This is a genomic window from Streptomyces sp. NPDC006261 (assembly GCF_040613515.1).
In the GTDB taxonomy this organism is placed as follows: Bacteria; Actinomycetota; Actinomycetes; order Streptomycetales; family Streptomycetaceae; genus Streptomyces.
On sequence record NZ_JBEXSI010000040.1, the window covers coordinates 34,212 to 56,579 of the forward strand.

At 71.0% G+C, this 22,368-nt stretch carries 15 protein-coding genes and 1 tRNA gene; 2 read left to right on the forward strand and 14 right to left on the reverse strand.

Going from position 1 to position 22,368, the window contains the following annotated elements; translation table 11 throughout:
• Positions 1 to 213 precede the first annotated feature (213 nt).
• From ABZ154_RS24425 to ABZ154_RS24480, 12 genes are all read right to left on the reverse strand, one after another.
• A tRNA-Thr gene (locus tag ABZ154_RS24425) sits at positions 214 to 287 on the reverse strand.
• A 107-nt stretch (positions 288 to 394) separates the two neighbouring features.
• Entirely contained in the window at positions 395 to 1,927 is a 1,533-nt protein-coding gene (locus ABZ154_RS24430; RefSeq protein WP_356835913.1) for an alpha/beta hydrolase, read from the reverse strand.
• Between the two features lie 93 nt (positions 1,928 to 2,020).
• Positions 2,021 to 3,226, reverse strand: coding sequence for a DNA polymerase III subunit delta' (locus tag ABZ154_RS24435; RefSeq protein WP_128846596.1), 1,206 nt, complete (start codon positions 3,224 to 3,226; stop codon positions 2,021 to 2,023).
• A 168-nt stretch (positions 3,227 to 3,394) separates the two neighbouring features.
• Positions 3,395 to 6,646: a dTMP kinase gene (gene tmk, locus ABZ154_RS24440; protein WP_356835915.1), complete on the reverse strand. Its 3,252-nt coding sequence runs from the start codon at positions 6,644 to 6,646 to the stop codon at positions 3,395 to 3,397.
• A 222-nt stretch (positions 6,647 to 6,868) separates the two neighbouring features.
• On the reverse strand, positions 6,869 to 9,745 hold the full coding sequence (gene topA, locus ABZ154_RS24445) for a type I DNA topoisomerase (RefSeq protein WP_356835917.1): 2,877 nt from the start codon (positions 9,743 to 9,745) through the stop codon (positions 6,869 to 6,871).
• Between the two features lie 281 nt (positions 9,746 to 10,026).
• Positions 10,027 to 10,224 carry a hypothetical protein gene (locus ABZ154_RS24450; protein ID WP_356835955.1) on the reverse strand — a complete coding sequence of 66 codons (198 nt, stop codon included), beginning with the start codon at positions 10,222 to 10,224 and terminating at the stop codon, positions 10,027 to 10,029.
• A gap of 133 nt (positions 10,225 to 10,357) precedes the next feature.
• Positions 10,358 to 10,660 (reverse strand): hypothetical protein, encoded by a 303-nt coding sequence (locus ABZ154_RS24455; RefSeq protein ID WP_356835919.1) that lies wholly within the window; start codon positions 10,658 to 10,660, stop codon positions 10,358 to 10,360.
• A 38-nt stretch (positions 10,661 to 10,698) separates the two neighbouring features.
• Positions 10,699 to 12,243, reverse strand: a complete 1,545-nt coding sequence (locus ABZ154_RS24460; RefSeq protein ID WP_356835921.1) for a methyltransferase — start codon at positions 12,241 to 12,243, stop codon at positions 10,699 to 10,701.
• Positions 12,244 to 12,465: 222 nt separating this feature from the next.
• The gene (locus ABZ154_RS24465) at positions 12,466 to 13,119 is read right to left on the reverse strand and encodes a small secreted protein (protein ID WP_356835923.1); all 654 of its coding nucleotides are present in this window, start codon (positions 13,117 to 13,119) and stop codon (positions 12,466 to 12,468) included.
• A 272-nt stretch (positions 13,120 to 13,391) separates the two neighbouring features.
• Positions 13,392 to 15,836: a sodium-translocating pyrophosphatase gene (locus ABZ154_RS24470; protein WP_356835925.1), complete on the reverse strand. Its 2,445-nt coding sequence runs from the start codon at positions 15,834 to 15,836 to the stop codon at positions 13,392 to 13,394.
• Between the two features lie 451 nt (positions 15,837 to 16,287).
• On the reverse strand, positions 16,288 to 16,740 hold the full coding sequence (locus tag ABZ154_RS24475; protein WP_356835927.1) for an ATP-binding protein: 453 nt from the start codon (positions 16,738 to 16,740) through the stop codon (positions 16,288 to 16,290).
• 207 nt (positions 16,741 to 16,947) lie between these two features.
• Entirely contained in the window at positions 16,948 to 17,301 is a 354-nt protein-coding gene (locus ABZ154_RS24480; RefSeq protein WP_003967428.1) for an STAS domain-containing protein, read from the reverse strand.
• A 79-nt stretch (positions 17,302 to 17,380) separates the two neighbouring features.
• Here ABZ154_RS24480 and ABZ154_RS24485 point away from each other — a divergent pair, with 79 nt between their 5' ends.
• Positions 17,381 to 19,861, forward strand: coding sequence for a DEAD/DEAH box helicase (locus ABZ154_RS24485; protein ID WP_356835929.1), 2,481 nt, complete (start codon positions 17,381 to 17,383; stop codon positions 19,859 to 19,861).
• A gap of 42 nt (positions 19,862 to 19,903) precedes the next feature.
• On the opposite strand, the gene ABZ154_RS24490 is transcribed toward ABZ154_RS24485, so the two are convergent.
• Positions 19,904 to 21,001 carry a redoxin domain-containing protein gene (locus tag ABZ154_RS24490; protein WP_356835931.1) on the reverse strand — a complete coding sequence of 366 codons (1,098 nt, stop codon included), beginning with the start codon at positions 20,999 to 21,001 and terminating at the stop codon, positions 19,904 to 19,906.
• A gap of 322 nt (positions 21,002 to 21,323) precedes the next feature.
• Between ABZ154_RS24490 and ABZ154_RS24495 the strand changes: the two genes are divergently transcribed.
• The gene (locus ABZ154_RS24495) at positions 21,324 to 21,800 is read left to right on the forward strand and encodes a DUF3515 family protein (RefSeq protein WP_356835933.1); all 477 of its coding nucleotides are present in this window, start codon (positions 21,324 to 21,326) and stop codon (positions 21,798 to 21,800) included.
• Positions 21,801 to 21,919: 119 nt separating this feature from the next.
• Here the strand turns inward: ABZ154_RS24495 and ABZ154_RS24500 are convergent, their stop codons facing one another.
• A complete protein-coding gene (locus ABZ154_RS24500; protein ID WP_356835957.1) occupies positions 21,920 to 22,360 on the reverse strand; it encodes a helix-turn-helix transcriptional regulator in 441 nt (146 codons plus the stop codon).
• Between the last annotated feature and the right edge of the window lie 8 nt (positions 22,361 to 22,368).

Consider the following 22,368-nt stretch of genomic DNA (forward strand, 5'->3'; position numbering starts at 1 on the left):
GCCGAGGCGGCCGAGCAGGAAGGCCGCACGGTCGAGCAGGTCGCGCAGGCGGCCCTCGCCCAACTCGCCGGGCGAACGGTCGATGCGGTTCCCGAGCAGGATGGGCACGCAATGGGCACGCAGGAAGGTTCGAAGATCATTTCGTCCCGCCGCCGATTGGCTCAGAACAAGAAAAACCCCAGGTCACGGCGAGTGAGTCCTGGGGTTTCTCGGAGCCGCCTTCGGGATTCGAACCCGAGACCTACGCATTACGAGTGCGTTGCTCTGGCCAACTGAGCTAAGGCGGCACGCCCTGTCGCACTATGGTGCGATCAGCAGCGGAGCCAAGTCTACACAGTTTCCGGGGGTGCTCCGTACACGGCGCCCCCGGAGGCGTTTGCCCTGGTCAGGGGTGTCAGGTGCACTTCTTGCCGTCGGTGGGCGGGGTGCCCTCCAGGAGGTACGTGTTGATCTCCGTGTCGATGCAGTCGCTGCCCCGGCCGTACGCCGTGTGGCCGTCGCCGTCGTACGTGAGCAGGGTGCCGGAGGAGAGCTGGCCGGCGAGGGAGCGGGACCACTTGTACGGGGTGGCGGGGTCGCGGGTGGTGCCGACCACCACGATCGGGGCGGCGCCCTTCGCCTCGGTGCGCTGCGGGGTGCCGGTGGCCTTGGTCGGCCAGTAGGCGCAGTTCAGGGAGGCCCAGGCGAAGCCCCGCCCGAAGACCGGGGAGGCCTTCTCGAAGTCCGGGACCGCCTTCTCCACCGCGTCGGGGGTGTCGAAGGCGGGCGGGAGGTCGAGGCAGTTCACGGCGGCGTTGGCGTACATCAGGTTCGCGTACTTCCCGTCCGGGCCGCGCTCGTAATAGCTGTCCGCCAGCGAGAGGAGGCCGGAGCCGTCGCTGCGCTGGGCGCCCGCCAGCGCTTCGCGGAGCTGGGGCCAGGCCGCTTCGTCGTACATCGCGGCGATCACCCCGGTCGTCGCCAGGGACTCGCCGAGCTTACGGTCGTCGTCGCCGCTCGGGATCGGCTTCGCGTCCAGGTCCTTGAAGAGTTGCTTCAGCGCAGTGGCCGCGTCCGCCGTGGATGTCGTGCCCAGCGGGCAGTCCGGCTGCTTGACGCAGTCGGCGGCGAAGGACTGGAACGCCCCCTCGAAGCCCGCCGTCTGGTCGCGGTTCATCTCGACGGCCGGGAGGGAGGGGTCCATCGCGCCGTCCAGGACCAGGCGGCCGGCCCGCTGCGGGAAGAGGTCCGCGTACGTGGCGCCCAGGAACGTTCCGTACGAGGCACCGACGTAGTTCAGCTTCTCGTCACCGAGCAGGGCCCGCAGGACGTCCATGTCGCGGGCCGTGTCGACGGTGGAGACGTACGGGAGGATCTCGCCGCTCCGCTTCTCGCAGCCCTGCGCGAACTTCTCGAAGGAGGCGGCGAGCTTCTGGACTTCCACCTCGTCGTCCGGCGTCTGGTCGACCTGCGTGTAGGCGTCCATCTCCTTGCCCGTCAGGCACTCGACGGGTTCGCTGCGGGCCACGCCGCGCGGGTCGATGGCCACCATGTCGTAGCGGGCCCTGACCTGGGCCGGGTAGCCGAGTGCCGCGTACCCCTGGAGATAGCTGATCGCGGAGCCCCCGGGGCCGCCCGGGTTCACCAGGAGCGAGCCGATCCGCTTACCGGGGCCGGTCGCCTTCTTGCGGGAGACGGCGAGGTCGATGTCCCCGTCATCCGGCTTGTCGTAGTCCCTCGGCGCCTTCATGGTCGCGCACTCGAACCCCTCCACCCCGCAGTCGCGCCAGCTCAGCTTCTGCGTGTAGTACGCCGACAGCTCCTCCGGCGCCGCTGTGCCGGTGGCCGAGGCGTTCGGCGACGAGCCGCCGCCGCTGCAGCCGGAGACGAGCAGGGCGGCAGTGCCGATCCCGATGGCGAAGGTGCGGAGCGGGCGCCTGGTATCCATCCTGGGAGCGTATCCGGCGGGTGACGTGTCGTCCGATTCCCTGCTCAATCGGGTGAACCGGGCCCCGGCCGGGCTCTTCCCATCAGCCCGCTCTCAGCCGGCCCTCAGCGACATCGTCATCGCCTCCACCGCCAGCAACGGCGCCACATTGCGGTCCATCGCCCGTCGGCACGCGATCACCGCCTCGATCCTGCGCAGCGTCTGGGCGGGCGTCGAGGACTCCGCGATCCGGTCCAGCGAGTCCTGCACGTCCACATTGGCGATGGCGATCCGCGAACCGAGCTGGAGCGCCAGCACATCGCGGTAGAAGCCGGTGAGCTCGGTGAGCGCCAGGTCCAGGCTGTCGCGCTGGGTTCGCGTCTTGCGGCGCTTCTGCTTGTCCTCCAGCTCCTTCATCGCCCCCGCCGTGCCGCGCGGCATCCGGCCGCCCGCGACCCCGCCGAGCGCCGCCTTGAGGTCCTCGGTCTCCTTGACGTCCACCTCGTCCGCCATCTGCTTGGCGTCGTCGGTGGCCGTGTCGATCAGCTCCTGGGCCGCCTTGAGGCAGCCGCCGACATCGGCGACCCGCAGCGGAACCTTGAGCACCGCCGCCCGCCGCGCCCGCGCCCGCTCGTCCGTGGCGAGGCGGCGGGCCCGGCCGATGTGCCCCTGGGTGGCCCGCGCCGCGGAGTGCGCCCGCTCGGGGTCGACCCCGTCGCGGCGGATCAGGACGTCGGCCACGGCCTCCACCGGCGGGGTGCCCAGGGTCAGGTGGCGGCAGCGGGAACGGATCGTGGGCAGGACGTCTTCGAGGGAGGGGGCGCACAGCATCCAGACCGTGCGCGGCGCCGGCTCCTCGACCGCTTTCAGCAGGACGTTGCCCGCGCCCTCGGTGAGCCGGTCCGCGTCCTCCATGACGATGACCTGCCACCGGCCGACCGCCGGGGAGAGCTGGGCTCGGCGGACCAGGTCGCGGGTCTCCTTCACACCGATGGAGAGCAGGTCCGTACGAATCACCTGCACGTCGGCGTGCGTGCCGATCAGGCTCGTGTGGCAGCCGTCGCAGAAGCCGCAGCCGGGCTCCCCGCCCAGCGCCCGGTCCGGGCTGGTGCACTGGAGCGCGGCCGCGAAGGCCCGGGCGGCGGTGGATCGCCCGGAACCCGGCGGTCCGGTGAACAGCCAGGCGTGCGTCATCTTCGAGCCCTGCTCCAGCGGCTTGCCGTCGGAGACGGCCGTGACCAGCGCGTCGGCGTCCTTGGCGGCCGCGGCGAGCTGTTCCCTCACCCGGTCCTGTCCGACCAGGTCGTCCCATACGGTCATGGGGCGCCGCCCTTCCCATCGTCGGAATTCCTGTCGGGTCCCATGCCGGAGTCCCTGTGCGAGTCCATGGCGGTTTCCCTGTCCGATTCCCATTGTGGGGGACGCCGCTGACAAGTCCGGCCCGCCCACCCCTCAGGGCGGACGGGCCGGACTCCGGACAGGTTCGGGTCAGCCGCGCGGGCGGCGCCCCCGGCCCGTGGGGCCGTCGTCGTCCTGGCCGCCGAGCAGCTCGTCCGCCAGCGTCGGCAGATCGTCCAGCGGGGTCTCCTCGGCCCAGTCCGGACGGGGGCGCTTGCGGCGGGCGCGGGACCCGTCACCGGACTGGCCCGCGGCCCGCGGGTCCTCCACCTGCGGCAGTTCCCGGGTGCGCTCGTTCTCGCTCTCGGCCGGCGGGGAGGCGGGGCCCTCGTCCCGGAAGTAGCCCTTGGGCACCCGGTCGGAGGGCTGATCGTCACGTACCGGCGGCAGCACGGCGGTCTCGTCGGCGTCCCGAGCTTCACGGGCATCGCGGGCATCGCGGGCATCGCGGGTGTCCCGAGCCTCACGCGCGTCGCGCCCCGACCGCTCGTCCGTGATCCTCGGCAGCATCGCCGTCTCGTCGTCCCCGGAAGCCGCACCCGACCCCGAAGCCGGGCCCGAAGCCGGTCCTTCCTCCGGACGCGCCGTGGGCACCTGCTGCGTGATCTCGTTGGGGTTCACGATCGGCGTGGGCACCGTGAGCTCGTTCTCCGGAACGGTGGGCCCGTGCCCCTCCGACCGCGAGGACGCCTCAGGCCGGGAGTCACGGGAAGCACGCGAAGCCTCCGCCCGCTCCGCCTCGGCCCGAGCCGCCTCCGTGCGGGCGGCCGCCTCGGCCTCCGCCCGGCGGCGGGCTGCCTCGGCCCGGACCAGCGCCTCCTCCGCCTTCCGCTGCTTCTCCAGGCGGAGCGCCTCGGCCTCCTTGCGCAGCCGCGCCTCCTCCTCGGCCTGCTTGCGGAGGCGTTCCTGCTCGGCCTCGCGGGCCCGCTCCTCGGCCTCCAGCCGGCGGCGGTCCTCCTCGGCGCGGCGGCGGGCCTCCTCGGCACGCTGCCGGGCCTCCTCCGCCTGGCGCTCGGCCTCGCGCTGCCGCGCCTCCTCCAGCTCGCGCTGCTTGCGCTCCTCCTCCTCGGCGCGCAGCCGGGCGAGCTGCTCCTGGCGCTCCCGCTCCAGGCGCTCCTCCTCGGCCTTGCGGGCGGCCTCTTCCTCCGCCTTGCGCCGGGCCTCCTCCTCGGCCTTGCGCCGGGCCTCCTCTATGGCCTCGATCTCGGCCTCGGAGAGCGGAAGGAGCCGGTCGAGCCGGTGACGTACGACGGTGGTGATCGACTCGGGTTCCTGCCCGGCGTCCACCACCAGATAGCGCGTCGGGTCGGCCGCGGCCAGGGTCAGGAACCCGGACCGTACGCGCTCGTGGAACTCCGCCGACTCCGACTCCATCCGGTCCGGCGCCTCGGTGAACCGCTCCCGCGCGGTCTGCGGGTCGACGTCCAGCAGCACCGTCAGATGCGGTACGAGGCCGCTCGTCGCCCACCGCGAGATCCGGGCGATCTCGGTCGGGGCGAGGTCGCGTCCGGCGCCCTGGTAGGCGACGGAGGAGTCGATGTAGCGGTCGGAGATGACGATCGCGCCGCGCTCCAGCGCCGGGCGGACGACGGAGTCGACGTGCTCGGCGCGGTCGGCGGCGTACAGCAGCGCCTCGGCGCGGTTGGAGAGCCCGGCGGAGGAGACGTCCAGCAGGATCGAGCGCAGCCGCTTGCCGACCGGGGTGGCCCCGGGCTCGCGGGTCACGACGACCTCGTGGCCCTTGGAGCGGATCCAGTCGGCGAGCGCCTCGACCTGGGTGGACTTGCCCGCTCCGTCGCCGCCCTCCAGGGCGAGGAAGAAGCCGGTGGCGGCGGGCGCGACGGCCGGGTCGCCGCCGCGCAGCGCCTCGCGCAGGTCGCGGCGGAGCGGTACGCCCGCCCGGTCGTCCGTCTTGGCGAGGACGATCGCGGCTACGGGCAGCAGCAGCGCGCCGATCAGCATCAGCGTGAAGGCCGCCCCGCCGTGGGCGAAGACGAACTTGCCGGCGACCAGGCGGTGCTGCCCGATCGCGGCCGCGAGCAGCGGACCGGCGACCGCGCCCAGGGCGACGAGCACCCGGACGAGGGCCTGGAGGTGATCGGTGGTCCGGGCCTGCCGGGCCGCCTCCGTCTCCTGGTCGATGATCGCGTGCCCGATGTTCGCACCGACCCCGGCGGCGTAACCGGCCAGCAGCGCGATCGCGAGCACGGTGGCGGTGTCCGGCACCAGGCCGAGCGCGAGGAGCGCGATGCCCGTGACGGCGGTGGCCAGCGCGAGGAGGCGGCGCCGCGACAGGGCGGGCAGCACCTTCTGTGCCGTACGGATGCCGAGTGCGGTGCCACCGGTCAGCGCCAGGATCAGCAGCGCGAACGTGACGGGTCCGGCGCCCAGGTCGTAGGCGTGCAGGACGGATACGGCGGCGGCCGCGGCGATCGCTCCGGCCACGGCGGCGCAGACGGCGACGACCAGCGGGAGGGCGCCGGTACGGCCCTTGTCGGGGCCGCTTCCGGTGGTGGGGCGGCGCAGCCCTTCCAGGGGCGAGCGCGGCCGGGGGGTCTGGGTGTCGGGCAGTTCGAGGAAGTACAGGACCGAGATGGAGGCCGAGAACAGACCGGCCGCGACATACGAACCCAGGGCCGCCTGGTGGAAGGAGAACCACTCCAGGCCCGTGCCGAGGAGGTTGCCGATCAGCGTGGCGCCCAGCAGGACCACCGCGGCGGCGGGGACGGCGAGGAAGTTCGTACGGAGCGACAGCCTGCGCAGGGCGTCGAGGTGGTCGGGGAGCGGACGTACGGCGGCGCCCTCGATGGGCGGGGCCGGCAGCAGCGCCGGAGCGGCGCTCTCCTTGGCCACCGTCCACAGGCGCTCGGCGGCGCCCGTCACGAAGACGGTGATGAGGATCATCATGAGCGCCTTGTCCGGCACCCAGTCGATCCACAGCGGGGCAATGATCAGCAGGGCGAGCCGCAGCCCGTCCGTCCCGATCATCAGCCATCGCCGGTCCAGTTTCCCCCCGGGTGCCGTGAGCGACGTCAAAGGCCCCAGGAGTACGGCTCCGAAGAGCACTGTGGAAAGGATCCGGGCACCGAACACGGCGGCGACGGCGAAGGCCGCCCCGCGGTATCCGGCTCCGAAAGAGCCCTCCAGGACCGCTGCTTGCAGCGACAACAGCACCAGCACGAGAAGGGCGAGTGCATCGCCGATACCGCCGACGAGCTGGGCGCTCCACAACCGCTTCAGCGGGGGAACACGCAACAAGGCTCGTACGGCGCGCTCGCGTGAGTCTGCGGCAAGTGTGTCGGAGGTGGGGCTCACGACCGTTGGCTGCTCGGCTCGCGTCATCCGCCCAGCCTATCGGCAGCGGTGCGGTGACCGTCGGCCCGTCCGAACATATGGCCGCAGATGACTTCCGGCCAGCTCGCGGGCAGGCCCCTTGACGTGCTGCTGCCCGGCACCTGGACACAGGTGCCGGGCAGCAGGGGGCGATCACCGGAGCGGTCAGTCCTCCGACAGAGATCAGCTCTCTGACAGAGTCCTCCGACGAGGTCAGTCCTCCGACAGGGGTCAGTCCTCCGACGAGGAAGCGGAAGCGGAGGCCGTCTTCTTCGCCGTCGCCGTCTTCTTCGCCGCCGTCGACTTGGTGGCCGTCTTCTTCGCCGCGGTCTTCTTGGCGGCCGTGGTCTTGGTCGCCGTCGTCTTCTTCGCGGCCGTCTTCTTGGCCGTCGCCTTCTTTGCCGGGGCCTTCTTCGCCGTCTTCTTCTTGGCGGGCCCCTTGGCACGCTTCTCGGCGAGCAGTTCGTAGCCACGCTCGGGCGTGATGTCCTCGACGCTGTCGTCGGTCCGCAGCGTCGCGTTGGTCTCGCCGTCGGTGACGTACGCGCCGAAGCGGCCGTCCTTCACCACGACCGGCGAACCGCTGACCGGGTCGGTGCCCAGCTCCTTCAGCGGCGGCTTTGCCGCGGCCCGGCCGCGCTGCTTGGGCTGGGCGTAGATCGCGAGGGCCTCTTCGAGGGTGATGTCGAAGAGCTGGTCCTCGGAGGTCAGCGACCGGGAGTCGGTGCCCTTCTTCAGATACGGGCCGTAGCGGCCGTTCTGCGCGGTGATCTCGACACCCTCGGCGTCCTCGCCGACGACGCGCGGCAGCGACATCAACTTGAGGGCGTCGGCGAGCGTGACCGTGTCCAGGGACATGGACTTGAAGAGCGAGGCGGTCCGCGGCTTCACCGCGTTCTTGCCGGTCTTCGGCGTCCCCTCGGGCAGCACCTCGGTGACGTACGGGCCGTAGCGCCCGTCCTTGGCGATGATCTGGTTGCCGCTGACCGGGTCGGCGCCCAGCTCGAAGTCGCCGCTGGGCTTGGCCAGCAGTTCCTCGGCGAGCTCGACGGTCAGCTCGTCGGGCGCCAGGTCCTCGGGCACGTCGGCGCGCTGGTGGCCCTCGGCGTCCTTCTCGCCCCGCTCGATGTACGGGCCGTAGCGGCCGACGCGGAGCTTGATGTCGTTGCCGACCGGGAAGGAGGAGATCTCCCGGGCGTCGATCGCCCCGAGGTCGGTGACCAGTGCCTTCAGACCACCGAGGTGGTCGCCGTCGCCGTTGCCCGCGTCGGAGGCCGTACCGGCGTCGGAGGTGTCGTCACCGGCCTGCGCGCCGAAGTAGAAGCGCTTGAGCCACGGCACGGACTGGGCCTCGCCCCGCGAGATGCGGTCGAGGTCGTCCTCCATGCGGGCGGTGAAGTCGTAGTCGACGAGCCGGCCGAAGTGCTTCTCCAGCAGGTTGACCACGGCGAAGGAGAGGAAGGACGGGACGAGTGCCGTGCCCTTCTTGAAGACGTAGCCGCGGTCGAGGATGGTCCCGATGATCGAGGCGTACGTCGACGGGCGGCCGATCTCGCGCTCTTCCAGTTCCTTGACCAGCGAGGCCTCGGTGTAGCGGGCCGGGGGCTTGGTGGCGTGCCCGTCGACCGTGACCTCCTCGGCGGAGAGTGCGTCGCCCTCGGCGACCTGCGGCAGCCGCCGCTCGCGGTCGTCCAGCTCGGCGTTCGGGTCGTCGGCGCCTTCGACGTACGCCTTCATGAAGCCGTGGAAGGTGATCGTCTTGCCGGAGGCGGAGAACTCGGCGTCCCGGCCGTCGCTCGCCCGGCCGCCGATCTTGACGGTGACGGAGTTGCCGGTCGCGTCCTTCATCTGGGAGGCGACGGTCCGCTTCCAGATGAGCTCGTAGAGCCGGAACTGGTCGCCGGTGAGGCCGGTCTCGGCGGGGGTACGGAAGCGGTCGCCGGAGGGGCGGATCGCCTCGTGCGCCTCCTGCGCGTTCTTGACCTTCCCGGCGTACGTACGCGGCTTGTCGGGCAGGTAGTTCGCTCCGTACAACTGCGTGACCTGGGCCCGGGCCGCGGAGACCGCGGTGTCCGAGAGGGTCGTGGAGTCGGTACGCATATAGGTGATGAAGCCGTTCTCGTACAGCTTCTGCGCCACCTGCATGGTCGCCTTCGCCCCGAAGCCCAGCTTGCGGCTCGCCTCCTGCTGGAGGGTCGTGGTCCGGAAGGGGGCGTACGGGGAGCGACGGTACGGCTTCGACTCGACGGACCGGACCGCGAAGGAGGAGTCGGCGAGCGCGGCGGCCAGGGCGCGGGCGCTCACCTCGTCCAGGTGCAGGGTCTGCGCGGAGCCGGCCTTGAGCTGCCCGTCGGGGCCGAAGTCACGGCCCTGGGCGATCCGGCGGCCGTCGACCGCGCTGAGGCGTGCGGTCAGGGTCGAGGGGTCGGAGGCGTCACCGGCACGGCCGGTGGCGAACTTTCCGGTCAGGTCCCAGTACTCGGCGGAGCGGAAGGCGATGCGCTCGCGCTCCCGCTCGACGACGAGACGGGTGGCGACGGACTGGACGCGGCCCGCCGAGAGCTTCGGCATGACCTTCTTCCACAGGACCGGCGAGACCTCGTAGCCGTAGAGACGGTCGAGAATACGGCGGGTCTCCTGGGCGTCGACCATGCGCTGGTTGAGCTCGCGCGGGTTGGCGACGGCGGCCCGGATCGCGTCCTTGGTGATCTCGTGGAAGACCATCCGGTGGACCGGCACCTTGGGCTTGAGCACTTCCTGCAGGTGCCACGCGATGGCTTCGCCCTCGCGGTCCTCATCGGTGGCGAGGAAGAGTTCGTCGGACTCGGCCAGCAGCTGCTTGAGCTTCCTGACCTGGGCCTTCTTGTCGGCGTTGACCACGTAGATGGGCTGGAAGTCGTTCTCGACATCCACCCCGAGGCGGCGTACCTCGCCGGTGTACTCGTCCGGGACCTCGGCCGCGCCGTTCGGGAGGTCGCGGATGTGCCCGACGCTCGCCTCGACGACGTATCCGGGGCCGAGATAGCCCTTGATCGTCTTCGCCTTGGCAGGCGACTCGACGATGACGAGTCGGCGGCCGCCCTGTGCGGTCTCGCTGGTCGGGGACAACTTCGCTCTTCTCTCCGGTCGGCACTCGATGGGCATCCGGGCAGCGTCGAAACGCTTCCCGCGGTGCTGTCGCTGCGGAGTGTGACGGTACAACCCGCCCCCGTGTCAAACGGCAAAAGCCCGCAACGGCCACTCGAACGGTAACCCGACTTCCGCCATTCCTGCCGCCCGGACCGTCGGGTCCGCGCCGCGCGAAGTCCGGGCCTGCGGCTTTTCCGGGGCGGTCGCGGAGCCCTTCGGGCACCCCCTCGACCCGGGCGCGGCCCCGGCTCAGGCGGGGATCAGACGAGCGTGAAGCACCACACGCCGAGGACCAGGAAAACTACGCCGAAAAGTGTCGTGAGTGCGGTGGAGGCGACGGGGCTCACACCGTGCAGCACCGGCGCACGGTGCAGGGCGCGCGCCCCGGTCCAGACGAGGAGCCCGACGCCGAACGCCGCGAAGGCCGTGCCGGCGAAGACTGCTGCGACGCTCTCCATGTCGTACCCCTCGACCCTGTCGTACCGCTCGAGCCGGTCGTACCGCTCGGTCATGGGGGAGGCTGCCACCCCGGGGCGTCGCCGACACGAACCCCGGGTGAACAGCGCGCACCCACCGGGAGTACCGAGGCCGTCACATGACGTCAGGGGCCGAGCGGCCCTGGCCGCCCCTCTCGTACACGGCAAGGAGCGCCGGCCCGAACGCCGGGCACCCGGCGGCGGCCGCCAGGAGCGCCGCCGTGAGCCCCGGCAGGGCGCCGAGCGGAATCGGCAGGCCGAGCAGGAGGGACGCGGCGGTGAGCGTCAAGGCGCTGATGAGGAGGCTGTCGAGGACATAGGGCAGAGCCCCGCCGATCCAGAACGGAGTCCGGTGGCGAGGGCTGAGGAGGACGGCTCCGAGGGTGCCGTACCGGCGTTCGTCGGAGATCGCCACCATGGACAGGGCCCGGTACGAGAGGGCTCTGCCGACGAGGATCAGGCGGAGGGCGCTGGGGGAACGGCCCCCGGCCTCGGCGCCTGCACCGGCTCCAGGAAGCCCTCCTCGACCAGCAGCCGGATCGCCTGCGGGGTGCGGTCGCGCAGGAGCACCGGGTCCTCGGACATCAGCTGGGCGATGGCGTCCAGGATCCGCCCTGCGGGCAGCGAACCGTCGCACACCCCGGCGAACCCGGCGCCCACCGCGTCCACCTTCGTCGCTCGCATCATCCCGCGGTGCTGGCGCAGCACCACATGCTCGGGATCCTCCGCGCCGGGCAGGCCTACCTGCTCCTGCACCACCTCGGCGGCGAGGGTGAAGTGCCCGGCGAGCAGGGCGGCGTCGTCCTGGTCGCGCAGATAGTCCTGGCGGGCGAAGTGGTCCTCGACGGCCCGGCCCAGCGGCTGCTGCACGGCGTGCGGCCACTCCTCGACGACGATCGACGGGCGCCCCGCGGCCGCGGCGGCGGACCTGCGCAGGGTGATCCAGCCGAAGCCGACGGACGTGGTCCCGCGCGCCTCGAACTCGTCGAGCCACGCCTCGTACCGCTCGGCGTACGCCTCCGGGTCGCCGCGGTGGTCGCCGCTGTCGCGCAGCCACAGCTCGGCGTACTGCGTGACGTCCTGAACCTCGCGCTGCACGATCCAGGCGTCGCACCCGGCGGGCACCCAGGAGCGCAGCCGGTCCTGCCACTCCTCGCCCTCCACGTGCTGCCAGTTGGCGAGGAACTGGGCGTATCCCCCCTCGTTCAGGTGGCCCCCCGCCTGCTGGACCAGGGTGCGGCAGAGGTCGTCGCCGCCCATGCCGCCGTCCCGGTAGGTGAGGCGGGCACCGGGCGAGATGACGAAGGGCGGGTTGGAGACGATCAGGTCGAAGGTCTCCGTGCCGACCGGCTCGAAGAGGGAGCCCTCGCGGAGGTCGGCCGGGGCGGCGCCGGAGAGGGCGAGTGTGAGCCGGGTGCACTCCAGGGCGCGGGGGTTGAGGTCCGTCGCGGTGACGCGGGTGGCGTGCTGGGCGGCGTGCAGCGCCTGGATGCCGGAGCCCGTACCGAGGTCGAGAGCCGAGGCCACAGGCGTACGCACGGTGACGCCTGCGAGGGTGGTGGAGGCCCCGCCGACGCCGAGGACGACGCCCTCCTCGTGCGAGCCGATCCCGCCCGCGCCACCGACCGCGCAGCCCAGGTCGGAGACGATGAACCAGTCCTCACCGTCCGGTCCACCGTAGGGCCGTACGTCGACGGTGGCGCGGACCAGGCCGTCCTCGACGCTCACCCAGCCGTCCTGGACGCACTCCTCCAGCGGGAGGGCGGCGCGGGCCTGCTCCCGGGGGACGGGGCGCTGGAGGAGGAACAGCCGCACCAGCGTGTCGAGCGGCGACACGCCCCGGGTGGCGCGGAGGGCGGGCACGGTCTCGCTGCGGGCGAGCGCGGCATAGGCGGCTGCGCCGAGCCGGTCGAGGAGGCCGTCGGCGGTGAAGGCGGCGGCGAGCAGCGCCTCGCGGAGGCCGGCGGTGTGGTCGGGTGCGGGAAGGCTGGTCTTACTCACACGACCATTGTGTCGGGTCCCACCGACAACGGCAGCGGCCCGGCCACCCACCGGGTGTCCGGGCCGCTGCACGGAGGCCGTTCTCGCGGCTGTCCCCGCCGCTGCGCGGAGGCCGTTCTCGCGGCTGTCCCCGCCGCTGCGCGGAGGCCGTTCTCGCGGCTGTCCCCGCCGCTGCGCGGAGGCCGTTCTCGCGGTCCTGAGACCTCCCGCCCTGCCGGCGGGCTACGCCTTCTTCTCCTCCGAGGCCGAGGCCGAGGCCGACGCCGAGGGGGTCGCCGTCGCGCCCGCATCCGGCGCCGCGGATCCCCCCGGGCTGGCGGGCCCGGTCGAAGGTGCCGGCTTCTGGCAGCCCTTCTGCTTCGACATCGCGGCGCCGACCTCACCGGACTGGAGCTTCTTCAGCGCCTGGTCACCGCTGGTGCTGATCTTGTTCAGCTCTTCGGCGATGCCCTTGAGGCCGTCGGCGAACTTCGCCTGGTCCTTGGTCTCGAGGGCGTCGACCTTGGTCTTCAGACCCGCGTACGCCGTAGCGGAGGCGTTGAGCTCCTTCACGGCCTCCTTCTGCGTGGTCTCACCGTCGTCGACCGGCGGCGGACCGGCCGAGTCCACGGCCGTGCCCAGCGACTTGTAGGCCTGGGAGATCTGCTGGAAGGCGGCCGAGTCCGTCTTCTGGACGTCGGCGGGCTTGCTGTTGTCAGCGGTCTGCTGCTGGATGGAGGCGTTGGCGTTGGCGATCTTCTGCAGCTGCGGCTGGACCTGGTCGCAGACCTTCTTGGCCCAGTCGTTCACCTTGTCGTCGCTGTCGTCGCTGCAACCCGACAGCGTCAGTACGAGTACCGCACCGCCGGACAGTGCGGCTGCAAGCTTCTTGTTCACCGGATGGGTCCCTTCCAAGGCTCTCGGCCCCGGAACTTACACGCCAAGAGGGCTCCATCCGGGTGCCAGGCATCCGATGTACCTCCTTTTGAAGCCATTTGCACCAAGGAAATGAGGGAGACGCCACTCGTGCGTGGATTCCAACACCCGTTCGGTAACCCATCAGGACGACGGGGCTCGACCACCGGCCCCGCCCAGCGGCACGGGCGGGCGGTACGTCAACACGCACCGCCCGAACGCACGGTGACGACAGGTCACCCGGTACCGCGGTGCTACGGGGCCACCGCAGGGTCCGGTGACGGGAGCGGCGGACCGCCGCCGTCCGGCGCACCGCTGTCGTCGTCGCCGACGGCGATTCCGCGCCGCTTGGACACGTAGACCGCGCCGACGATGACCACGATGGCGAAGACGGCCACCACCGCCCGGATCCAGGGGTTCGCGTCCGCCCCGTAGCTGAACTGCACCACCGCTGGGGCGATGAGCAGCGCCACCAGGTTCATCACCTTCAGGAGCGGGTTGATCGCCGGGCCCGCCGTGTCCTTGAACGGGTCGCCGACCGTGTCACCGATCACGGTGGCGGCGTGCGCGTCGCTGCCCTTGCCGCCGTAGTGCCCGTCCTCGACGAGCTTCTTGGCGTTGTCCCAGGCCCCGCCGGAGTTGGCGAGGAAGACCGCCATCAGGGTGCCGGTGGCGATGGCGCCCGCCAGGTACGAGCCGAGTGCGCCGACGCCGAGGCTGAACCCGACCGCGATCGGCGCCAGGACCGCGAGCAGGCCGGGCGTGGCCAGCTCGCGCAGGGCGTCCTTGGTGCAGATGTCGACCACGCGGCCGTACTCCGGCTTCTCCGTGTAGTCCATGATCCCGGGGTGCTCGCGGAACTGCCGCCGGACCTCGTAGACCACGGCTCCGGCGGAGCGGGAGACCGCGTTGATGGCGAGCCCGGAGAAGAGGAAGACGACCGCCGCACCGAGGATCAGACCGACGAGGTTGTTGGGCTGCGAGATGTCCAGGCTCAGTCCCAGCTCCCCCGCCCCGGCTCCCACGTCGGCGACCGCCGTGGCGATGGCGTCACGGTAGGAGCCGAAGAGCGCGGCCGCCGCCAGGACGGCGGTGGCGATGGCGATGCCCTTGGTGATGGCCTTGGTGGTGTTGCCGACGGCGTCCAGGTCGGTGAGCACCTGGGCCCCGGCGCCGGTCACGTCACCGGACATCTCGGCGATGCCCTGGGCGTTGTCGGAGACCGGGCCGAAGGTGTCCATGGCGACGATGACACCGACCGTGGTGAGCAGCCCGGTCCCGGCGAGCGCCACCGCGAAGAGGGCCAGCATGATCGACGTACCGCCGAGCAGGAACGCCCCGTAGACGCCGAGGCCGATCAGCAGCGCGGTGTAGACGGCCGACTCCAGGCCGATGGAGATACCGGCCAGCACCACGGTCGCCGGGCCGGTCAGCGAGGACTTCCCGATGTCCTGGACGGGGCGGCGCTCGGTCTCGGTGAAGTAGCCGGTGAGCTGCTGGATCAGCGCGGCGAGAACGATGCCGATGGCCACCGCGACCAGGGCGAAGACCCGCGGATCGCCACCGTGCGTGGTGATCGCCTCGTCGGTGACCCCGGTCAGCTCGGCGTACGAGGACGGCAGATAGACGAACGCGGCCACCGCCACCAGGACGAGCGAGACCACGGCGGAGATGAAGAAGCCCCGGTTGATCGCTGTCATCCCACTGCGATCGGCGCGGCGCGGGGCGACCGCGAAGATCCCGATCATCGCGGTGACGACACCGATCGCGGGAACCATCAGGGGGAAGGCGAGGCCGGAGTCGCCGAAGGCGGCCATGCCGAGGATGAGCGCGGCGACGAGCGTCACGGCGTACGACTCGAAGAGGTCTGCGGCCATGCCCGCGCAGTCACCGACGTTGTCGCCCACGTTGTCCGCGATGGTGGCGGCGTTGCGCGGGTCGTCCTCCGGGATGCCCTGCTCCACCTTGCCGACGAGGTCGGCGCCCACATCGGCGGCCTTGGTGAAGATGCCGCCACCGACCCTCATGAACATGGCGATCAGCGCAGCGCCGAGGCCAAAGCCCTCCAGCACCTTGGGCGCGTCGGCCGCGTAGACGAGCACCACACAGGAGGCGCCCAGCAGCCCGAGCCCCACCGTGATCATTCCGACCACACCACCGGTACGGAAGGCGATTTTCATCGCCCGGTGCGAGACGGTGGTGAGATCCTTTTCCGGTTCGCCCTCCCCCGAAGTCGCCTCACGCGCGGCGGCGGCCACGCGCACATTGCTCCGTACGGCCAGCCGCATACCGATGTATCCGGTCGCCGCCGAGAAAAGCGCACCCACCAGGAAGAAGAGCGAACGCCCCGCACGTTGCGACCAGTTGTCGGCCGGCAACAACAGCAGCAGGAAGAACACGATCACGGCGAAAACGCCGACCGTGCGCAGCTGGCGGGTCAGATAGGCGTTGGCGCCCTCCTGGATCGCCGCGGCGATCTCCTTCATCCGTTCGGTGCCCTCGCCGGCTGACAGGACCTGGCGTACCAGTAGCCGGGCGACGATGAGCGCGGCGACGGCGACGACCGCCACGATGATGACGATCAGCCGGTTGTCGTCGGTGAGGACCGCCGCCGCGAGGGAGACGGGCCCGTCGGAAAGTGCGGATTCCCGCGTCGGTGCGGCCGGTGCAGCCATTGGGGTGGTGAAGAACTCCGCCATACGTCCTCCTTGACGCTCAGCGCTCAAGACGTGGACGGATTGTAGGGAGCGGAACCTGATCAAAACAGTGGTCGGGAAGAGAATTGATCGCGCTCCCCCCAACGCCGAAAGATCGACGGAGGTGTTTCCCCGAATGCAGTAACGGAGCAGGCGCATTACGCAGGGGAAGCCGTAAGAGGACACGCAGGAAAGGGCCTGCTCAGCAGAGCCTCGGGAAAAGCGGCACGCCGCCGACACCACCATGCCGCCGTACGGGTGGACACGCTTACGTCGTACGAGGTGGCGCACGCTTAGGCCGTACGGGAGGGAACAGCCTCACGCCGAACAGCAGGGAACACGCTTACGCCGTACAAGGTGACGCACGCCGGCGCCGTACGGAAAGGCACAGGTCCACGCCACGCCGTACGGGATGGCGCAGGTCCACGTCACACGTCGCCCGGGACGGCAGACCTCAGGGGCGCACCGCGGCGAGGGCCGTCGGCCAGCTCATACGGATGGTTCCGCCGTCCGCACCGGACCGGACCTCCACCTCGTCGACGAGACCACTGATGACCGCGAGGCCCATCTCGTCCTCGCCGCCGTCGCTCTCGGGCTCGTCCGGGCCTCCGGACGCACCACCGCGCGCTCCGGGCGTGGCGGGGTCGCTCCCGGGGTCGGGAACGCCGTCCCCGACCTCGATGGAGAACGCCTTCTCCTCCTCGGTCAGCACCACACTGACCGGCGCGGTGATGCCGTGGCTGCGGTGCAGCCCCACAGCACGGCTGCACGCCTCTCCGACGGCGAGCCTGACTTCGTCGAGCACCGCCTCGTCGACGCCGGCCCGGCGCGCCACGGCGGCCGCCACCAGGCGGGCCGTCCTGACATGTTCAGGCTGGGCACTGAAGCGGAGTTCAACGGTGGCCATGCGATCCCCCTGGAACGTTCGGGCGTACGCGTCAGAGGTCCCGGGCCAAAGCCCGGCACCTCTGCTCTCCTCCTCCGGAAACCGACGAGATCGACAAAGCCGACAGCCGACCCGGAGGTCGACCGCCTGCCCGTCACGGCCTGGTTGCTGCCGCTGTCGGTTTGTTCACTGCCTGACGACCGGCCCGAAGGCCGGTCGAAGCCGACCTCAGTCGGTGGCGGCGACAGCCTCGTCGACCGTGGTGTGAATCGGGAACACCTTGGTCAGGCCCGTGATCCGGAAGATCTTGAGAATGCGCTCCTGGTTGCAGACCAGGCGCAACGAGCCCTCATGGGCCCGGACACGCTTCAAGCCGCCCACGAGCACGCCGAGGCCGGTGGAGTCGAGGAAGTCGACACCTTCCATGTCGACAACCAGGTGGTAGCTGCCGTCATTCACCAACTCGACCAACTGCTCGCGCAGCTTGGGCGCGGTATACACATCAATCTCGCCACCGACCTCGACGACCGTACGGTCGCCACCAGGCCCGGACACATTGCGAGTCGACAGGGACAGGTCCACGGATCCTCCAGCACCTTGCTATCGAGCGGTCGCCCCTCGGTCTCCCCGACGGAGGCCAGGGGACGGATCGCCAGCCGCGATGGCATTCAATCACTTACCAGCAGCCATGCACGACGCCTTGGGACCATTGTCCGTCACGCCAGTGACACACTCGGTGCCGATGGCCAAGAATCACCGTCCCGGACGACCACCCGAGAGTGGGGACATGCGCCCCTCTCCCGCCATGATCCTCGACCGGCTCGCCACAGGGGCGGGCCGGGCCGCGCGCATCACTCATACGGAGCACTTGCCCCCTAGATCGGGAACCCATGCCATCTGGCCGGATCGCATCCGGCCAGAAGTGATCTCGGCGATCGAAAAAGCCGGAATCGACCATCCGTGGGCCCACCAGGCGGCCGCCGCCGAGCACGCGCTGGACGGCGAATCGGTCGTGATCGCCACCGGTACGGCGTCCGGCAAGTCGCTCGCCTACCTCGCCCCGGTCCTCAGCACCCTGCTGGAGGGCTCAGAGGCCCCCAACGGCCGCGGGGCAACCGCCCTGTACCTCGCCCCCACCAAGGCCCTGGCCGCCGACCAGCGGCGCTCGGTGAAGTCCCTGGCGGCCCCACTCGGCAACGCCGTCCGGCCCGCGGTCTACGACGGCGACACCCCGGTCGAGGAACGCGAATGGGTGCGCCAGTACGCGAACTACGTCCTGACGAACCCCGACATGCTGCACCGCGGGATCCTGCCGTCCCACCCCCGCTGGTCCTCCTTCCTGCGCGCGCTGCGCTTCGTCGTGATCGACGAGTGCCACACCTACCGGGGCGTCTTCGGCTCCCACGTGGCCCAGGTCCTGCGCCGGCTGCGCCGCCTCTGCGCCCGCTACGGGGCCGACCCGGTGTTCCTGCTCGCCTCCGCCACCGCGGCGGAGCCCTCGGTCGCCGCCGGACGCCTGACGGGCCTGCCGGTCACGGAGGTGTCCGACGACGCCTCCCCGCGCGGCGAGCTGGTCTTCGCCCTCTGGGAGCCGCCGCTGACCGACCTGCACGGCGAGAAGGGCGCCCCCGTGCGCCGTACCGCCACGGCCGAGACCGCCGACCTGCTCACCGACCTGACCGTCCAGGGCGTGCGCTCGGTCGCCTTCGTACGCTCCCGGCGTGGCGCCGAGCTGATCTCGGTCATCGCCAAGGAACGTCTCGCGGAGGTGGACCGCTCCCTGCCGAAGCGGGTCGCCGCCTACCGCGGCGGCTACCTCCCGGAGGAACGCCGCGCCCTCGAGCGGGCCCTGCACTCCGGCGAGCTCCTCGGCCTGGCGGCCACCACCGCCCTCGAACTCGGCATCGACGTCTCGGGCCTCGACGCCGTCGTCATCTGCGGCTACCCGGGAACCCGGGCCTCCCTCTGGCAGCAGGCGGGCCGCGCCGGCCGGTCGGGGCAGGGCTCCCTGGCCGTACTGGTCGCCCGGGACGACCCGCTGGACACCTATCTGGTGCACCACCCCGAGGCGCTGTTCCGCCAGCCCGTGGAGTCGACCGTGCTGGACCCGGACAACCCCTACGTCCTGGCCCCCCACCTGTGCGCCGCGGCCGCCGAGCTGCCCCTCACCGAGCCCGACATCGCCCTCTTCGGCCCCGCCGTGCCCGAGCTGCTGCCGCAGCTGGAGGCCGCGAAGCTGCTGCGCAGGCGGGCATCGGGCTGGCACTGGACCCGCCGCGAACGGGCCGCCGACCTCACGGACATCCGGGGCGGGGGCGGCCGCCCCGTCCAGATCGTCGAGGAGGGCACCGGCCGTCTGCTGGGCACGGTCGACGCGGCCGCCGCCCACACCGCCGTTCACGAGGGCGCCGTCCATCTCCACCAGGGCCGCACCCATCTGGTCCGGAAGCTGGACCTGGAGGACTCCGTCGCCCTGGTCGAGCAGGCCGACCCCCCGTACTCCACCGTCGCCCGCGACACCACGGCCATCTCCGTCCTGGAGACCGACACCGAGATCCCGTGGGGTCAAGGGCGGCTCTGCTACGGGTCCGTCGAGGTCACCAACCAGGTCGTCTCCTTCCTCCGCCGCAGACTGATGACCGGCGAGGTCCTGGGCGAGACCAAGCTCGACCTGCCTCCCCGCACCCTGCGCACCCGCGCCGTCTGGTGGACGGTCACCGAGGACCAGCTCGACGCCGCCCGCATCAACCCGGAGATCCTCGGCGGCGCGCTCCACGCGGCCGAGCACGCGTCGATCGGCCTGCTCCCGCTCTTCGCCACCTGCGACCGCTGGGACATCGGCGGCGTCTCGATACCGCTGCACCCCGACACCCTGCTGCCGACGGTCTTCGTCTACGACGGCCACCCGGGCGGCGCCGGATTCGCCGAGCGGGCCTTCCACACCGCCCGTACGTGGCTGACCGCGACCCGGGAAGCCATCGCCTCGTGCGAGTGCGAGGCGGGCTGCCCGTCCTGCATCCAGTCCCCCAAATGCGGCAACGGCAACGAGCCCCTGCACAAACGCGGCGCCGTACGGCTCCTCACCGAACTCCTCAGGGGTGCGCCGCCAAAGCCGCAGACGGAGGACCAGCCCGAGACCTGACGGGTCAGAACGGCACAGCACAGGTCAGGGTGGCAGCACCGATCAGGACGGCAACAGCGGCGTGACCAGCTCCTTCAGCTCCGTCTCGCCGATCGCCCCGATCCGCGCCGCCGCGATCCGCCCCTTCGGGTCGACGACGATCGTGAACGGGTAGCCGGCGGTGCTGACCACGCCCTTCGGAAGGCGGAGAAGCTGCCGCCCCTGCGGGTCGTGCAGGCTCGGATACACGAGCGCCGTGTCCTTCTCGAAGGAACGCGCCGCCTCGACCGCGACATCCGCGTTGACCCCGACCACCCGCAGGCCCTTGGCCTGCAGTTCCTCGTGCACCCGGGAGAGGCCGGGAGCCTCCGCACGGCACGGGCCGCACCACGAGGCCCAGGCGTTGACCACGACGACCTTGCCCCGCAGCTCCTTCAGGCTGACCCGGCCGCCGCCGTCCACGCGCTTCCCCGCCAACTCCGGCATCGCCGGCCGGTCGGCAGGGGCGAAGGACTTCAGCGGTCCGGGCCCGCGGGCGTCGTCCACCGGCGGAGAGGGTGCCGAGCACCCCACCAGCGCAGCGAGCAGGAGGATGGCCGCAGTTGAGGCTCGTGGCGTTCTCACGCTCGCCGATGATGCCACCGCCACCTCCCAGCCCTGCACACCGGTGGGGGCGCAGGCAGCGGTCCGGTCCCGGCGCAAAGACCGGCCCGGGAAAGAAACCGGCCTCGGGGAGAATTGCGGACCCCCGTACTGAAGGTGCGTCCGTCCTTCTCGCCAGGACAGGCCCCGTTCCCGGCGACCGCGGGCCTTGCTCGAATCGCTGAGCTGCTCCGGATACGGGTACGGACCGGCGCTCGTGGACTTGGAGGCGATGGCCTTGCCCGCCGACTTGTCGCAGATCTTCGAGCTGCCCAGCGTGCACTGGTGGCTCTTCTTCGCCGACTTGCAGGTGCTCTGTATCAGCCGGCCCTTGGCGCCGACGACCAGGCACTTCCCGGACTTGTCGTTCTTGATGATGAACACCGACTTGTTCTTGTGGCGCCGCTTGAGCGTCCATCGCTGCGTCTTGCTGCTCTTGGCACACTTGGCCAGGACGAGCGCGCATTGTTCTTCTTGCTGCCGCCCATCGAGAGACAGTTGCCCGGCGCCCAGACCCACTCGAGTCGAATGTGCGCGTACGGGTCCTTCGCCTGGGGCGCCGCTTGTGCGGGTGCGGAAAGGGCCGTCAACGACCCTGCCGTGAGCGCGACCAGTACGAGCGAACCGGTTGCTTTGCGCATCGAGGCCCCCTCCATGCAGGAACAAAAGGCTGAGCACTCGGACCTGAGATGAACTCCGGCCACACCAGGTCCCTTGGGGAGGCACCCATAGGGGCATTGCCTCAAAGGGCAAGGAGGAGGCCCCCATTCTTCGCGTCCCACTTCATGCCATAACGTGTCGCACGACCACCTCCCCGGAGCGGGAAGACGAACTGTCGAGCATGCCCAGCAAACGCACGACCCTCCCCCTCACCGCTGCAGTCGTGGCTGTCGCCGCCGTGCTGATCTTCGTCATGACCAAGGAGCCCCACTACAACGTCCGGCCGGGTGCTCAGGCCGGCAACGCCCATTGCGGGCGCATAACGGAGAACGCTCCCGGCAAACTGGCAGGGCACACCAAGCACGCCACCAAGCTGGCCGGCGTCGCACTCTGGGGTGACAGCAACATCATCCTGCGCTGCGGCGTGGCCGAGATCGGGCCCACCTCGGACCCCTGCTTCTCGGCCGACGGCGTCGACTGGGTCATCGACACCGCGCGGTCCAGTGACACCAAGAAGGTGATCACCACCTATGGCCGCACCCCGGCCACAGAAGTCACCGTCACTCACTCCCCCAAGGCACCCGACGAGGTCCTCGTCGCGCTCTCGGCCCTCATCGCGCCGATCGCGCAGACCTCGCAGTGCGTCCGGTCGCAGTGAGACCCGCCGGGGCGGGGCGGGCTGGGACGACTCAGCCCCGTGGGGCGCCGCCCGAAAGACGGCATCGGCCGACCGGTCCTGCGCCCGTCCCTGGTACGGAACGGGCGCAAGCCGCGCCGTCATACGGCAGCAGGCCCCCGATGGCGGCCCGATGCCGCCCCTTGGTGCCGGGTACACGACGGGTCGTCACACAGCACTTCGTGCGCCAGAGCTGACACGATCGCGGCCTGTGTCCGCGTCTCCTGCCCGATCTTGTCCACGATGTTCGCGATGTGCGCCTTAACCGTCCTGTCCGCTATACCCAGCTCCTGCGCCAACTGTCTGTTGCCCAGCCCCGTACCGAGCAGGAGAAGCACTTCCCTCTCTCGGTCGGTGAGGCTCTCCAACCGCCATGCAGCGCTCCTGGGGTCGTGCCCCGTGCCCAGGTACGGACACGGTGTCTCCACCGCCTCGGACCGTGTGGTCATTCCGGCCCTTCCTGATCCCCGCTCCCTCCAGCAGACCCCCGTGGCCTGGTGACGACAGAGATCAGCTTCCACCGTACCGCCCGCCTCTGACATCGGCACGG

Excerpts from the sequence above, each read along its gene's own strand:
- ABZ154_RS24495 (WP_356835933.1), top strand. The coding sequence starts at position 21,324 with ATGCCCAGCAAACGCACGACCCTCCCCCTCACCGCTGCAGTCGTGGCT.
- ABZ154_RS24475 (WP_356835927.1), bottom strand. The coding sequence starts at position 16,740 with ATGGCCACCGTTGAACTCCGCTTCAGTGCCCAGCCTGAACATGTCAGG.
- ABZ154_RS24470 (WP_356835925.1), bottom strand. The coding sequence starts at position 15,836 with ATGGCGGAGTTCTTCACCACCCCAATGGCTGCACCGGCCGCACCGACG.
- ABZ154_RS24450 (WP_356835955.1), bottom strand. The coding sequence starts at position 10,224 with ATGGAGAGCGTCGCAGCAGTCTTCGCCGGCACGGCCTTCGCGGCGTTC.
- ABZ154_RS24430 (WP_356835913.1), bottom strand. The coding sequence starts at position 1,927 with ATGGATACCAGGCGCCCGCTCCGCACCTTCGCCATCGGGATCGGCACT.
- ABZ154_RS24485 (WP_356835929.1), top strand. The coding sequence starts at position 17,381 with ATGGCATTCAATCACTTACCAGCAGCCATGCACGACGCCTTGGGACCA.
- ABZ154_RS24455 (WP_356835919.1), bottom strand. The coding sequence starts at position 10,660 with ATGGTGGCGATCTCCGACGAACGCCGGTACGGCACCCTCGGAGCCGTC.
- ABZ154_RS24500 (WP_356835957.1), bottom strand. The coding sequence starts at position 22,360 with ATGTCAGAGGCGGGCGGTACGGTGGAAGCTGATCTCTGTCGTCACCAG.
- tmk (WP_356835915.1), bottom strand. The coding sequence starts at position 6,646 with ATGACGCGAGCCGAGCAGCCAACGGTCGTGAGCCCCACCTCCGACACA.
- ABZ154_RS24435 (WP_128846596.1), bottom strand. The coding sequence starts at position 3,226 with ATGACCGTATGGGACGACCTGGTCGGACAGGACCGGGTGAGGGAACAG.